General features: G+C 46.0%; 2 protein-coding genes. One reads left to right on the forward strand and one right to left on the reverse strand.

Annotation, left to right across the window (positions count from 1 at the left end):
* Nucleotides 1-286: 286 nt before the first annotated feature.
* Nucleotides 287-2,509: a RelA/SpoT family protein gene (locus LX69_RS12210; RefSeq protein WP_111446340.1), complete on the reverse strand. Its 2,223-nt coding sequence runs from the start codon at nt 2,507-2,509 to the stop codon at nt 287-289.
* Nucleotides 2,510-2,760: 251 nt separating this feature from the next.
* Between LX69_RS12210 and LX69_RS12215 the strand changes: the two genes are divergently transcribed.
* A complete protein-coding gene (locus tag LX69_RS12215) occupies nt 2,761-3,039 on the forward strand; it encodes a YtxH domain-containing protein (RefSeq protein WP_111446341.1) in 279 nt (92 codons plus the stop codon).
* Nucleotides 3,040-3,359 lie beyond the last annotated feature (320 nt).

Raw genomic sequence — 3,359 nt, forward strand, 5'->3', positions numbered from 1 at the left:
CTCATCTTATCTCACCGCAACTCAGCGTCAGTTCTTCGTGAGTTACGTTAAGGAAAATGAGTTATCTGCTTTTATATTTAAACGCACTAAATCACTAATACACTCAGCCTTAGCGTCTCCGCGTTTATTCTTTCTACTATATAACTCTTTTGAGCTATCTGCTTTGTTATTTAAACGCATGGCGCAACAAAATAACTCAGCGCCTTCGCGCCTTTGCGTTTATTCTGACTCTGCGTTTAATCATAATTCCAAGTTACAAAAAAAATCCCCTTCTGCCAATTTTTGTTCACACCCGATCGATGCGCGACACCGAATAAACCCCTTTCACGTTTTTAATCCGCTTGATGAGCGTTTGAAGCAACGATGTGCTATTCACAAACACCGACACCGTCCCCTCAAAGGTTCCTTCCTGAGAATCAATGGTGATCGAGCGCAACTTGAGCTTCATCTCCTTGGTGATGAGCAACGAAACATTGGATACAATGCCAATGTCATCATTACCCGTCACCTTGAGCGTCGCCTGAAAATCGGTTCCGGTGCTCCCCGTCCATTGTGCTTTCACAATACGATACCCAAACTTGTTGTACATATCCCTTGCATTGGGACAATCCACCCGGTGAATCTTAATCCCCCCCGACACCGACACAAAACCAAAAATCTCATCTCCGTAGATCGGATTACAACACTTCGATAACTTATAATCCACATTACTCAGATTTTTGTCGATGGTCAATATTTCACTGCCCGCATGATCGGGAACGATGTTTTGTGCCACAAAATTCTCGGCACTCCGCCCTCCCGGACTCTCTGGCAAACTCTTTTCATGCTCCCGCTTCTCGTAATCCGCAATATAATCCCGAACCGCCAAAATATCGAGCCGCTGAGCGGCAATGTCACAGTAAAAATCGTGAATCGTCTTGCACTTAAAATACCGAACCGCCTGATGCAACGCATTATCGGTCAACTCCGATTTGGCATTCTTCAAGCGGCGCTCCAACAATTCCTTCCCAATCTCGGCATCCTTGTACTCAATCTCCTTCAAAGCCTGCTTCAACTTCCCTTTGGCCTTCGACGTCACCACGATGTTGAGCCAATCCTTCTTGGGCTGTTGATTCACCGCCGTGAGTATCTCTACCGTATCGCCATTCTTGAGCGCATACTTAATGGGCACATTGCGTTGGTTCACAATCGCCCCAACACACTTTTTCCCAATGTTGCTGTGTATCTCAAAAGCAAAATCGAGCACCGTAGCTCCCTTGGGCAACCGTCGTAACTCCCCTTTGGGCGTGAACACAAACACCTCCTCATCGTAGAGATTGAGTTTGAAATCGTCCATAAAATCGATGGCATTGGCCTCGGGATTCTCCAATATCTCCCGGATACCGGACAGCCACTGATCCATCCCTCGCTCACTCTTACCCCCCTTATATTTCCAATGCGCCGCCAATCCCTTTTCAGCCACTTCGTCCATCCGACGCGTGCGAATTTGTACCTCTACCCACTTGCCCTCGGGACCAAGCACGGTGGTGTGCAACGACTCATAACCATTCGACTTGGGAATGGAGATCCAATCCCGCATCCGACTCGGATTGGGCTGATATTTATCGGTCACAATCGAATAAACCTTCCAGCAATCGGCCTTCTCTTCTTTGAGTTCACTATCCAATATTACCCGAATGGCAAACAGGTCATAAATCTTCTCAAATGCCCCGTTTTGCTGCTTCATCTTGTTATGAATCGAGTGAATGGTCTTGGTGCGTCCCTTGATGTCGAACTTTAATCCATGACTCTTCAACTCCTGCTCAAGTGGGGCGATAAACTCGGCAATGTACTTATCGCGCGCTCGCTTGGTCTCGTTCAATTTTTGGGCGATGAACTTATACATTTCCCGATTCGTGAACTTCATCACCAAATCTTCTAACTCCGATTTGATGGTGTACAAACCCAACCGGTGTGCCATGGGCGCATACAGGTACGAAACCTCGGCTGATATTTTCTGTTGACTCTCCAAATCGTACCGTTGCAAGTTTCGCATGGTGCGAAGACGGTCGGCTATGATGATAAGCACAACCCGTAGATCTTGCGCAAAGGTCAAAAGCAGCTTCCGGAAGTTCTCCGTCTCAATGCTCGTATTCTTGGAATAAAGCTCGGCAACCTTGGCCAATCCCTCTACAATCACCCCCTCTTGCTTGCCAAAAAGTTGCTCAATTTGGTCAACTTTGATGAGCGAAGCCTCCACCAAGTCATACAAAAGGGTACAGATAATTGACGTTTTTCCCAACCCGATTTCATCAATCACCAACTTGGCCACCTCCAACGAATGCACAATGGACAACTCCCCCGACGCGCGACGCATCACCGGATGTTGACCCATGGCCATCTCAATGGCCTTGCGAACCTGTCGGATCTCCTCCAACGTGAACAAATCGTAGATGCTTTTGAGCAATTGTCGATACTCACGAACAATGTCCAACCGCTCCTCTGCGGTGATGGATGCGTATTGCTTCATAGTGTAAATCGGTTATGTTTTAATGATGCGCTCTCTTCTGTTTCTTTTCGAATGAGATGTGTACCAACCCCAACAAATTCAAGGCTCCAACGTATGTAAAAATACAATTTTGACTCACCAACAAACCAAAATACATTCGTTTTTTTTGTGGACAAAGCCATTCCTTTACATTATATTTGTAGTATGTGAATGAAAAAAAGCCGTTTACATGCGGTTCTCTATCTTTCTATAACATCATTAAACCAACGATTATGAACAAAACAGGTTTATTCATCGGAGGAATGCTCACCGGGGCTGCCCTGGGAGCGGTAGCTGCGTTACTCATGGCGCCCAAAAGCGGCAAAGAAACGCGCGACGACATGCTTTCAAAACTTCACGATTTGGAAGACGAACTCTCATCCATCCGCAACAAAACAAAAGAAAAAGGGATGGAACTCAAGGATGAAATCCGCACAAAAATCAACGACCTCGAGAAACGGATCGAACGCGTCATTTCGTCCTTTAAACCCGCCGAAACAAACCCATTATAGGCGTGATTTCAGCTCAACTCCATCATCCTCCACCCATTGAATTCATCCAACTGGAGGAACATCTCATCCAATCCCGATCTCACCCATCGGGATTCATATTTATCAACATACCTCCAATTGCCCAATTAATCTCCTGCTCGTAATGTGGTGTTGAAACCCACCGGCATCGATAGAAGTGCAAAAGTGCAAGAACACATCAGACCATCATTAAACTTCTATCACAACTCCAAATTCGTGTAATTAGACGAAGCCTTTCCGCAGGAAAGCAATCGGCTTACCACTTTGCCAAGCAAAAATTCGCATAATTCGTAAAATTCGCG

It is taken from the genome of Breznakibacter xylanolyticus (genome assembly GCF_003254275.1).
In the GTDB taxonomy this organism is placed as follows: Bacteria; Bacteroidota; Bacteroidia; order Bacteroidales; family Marinilabiliaceae; genus Breznakibacter; species Breznakibacter xylanolyticus.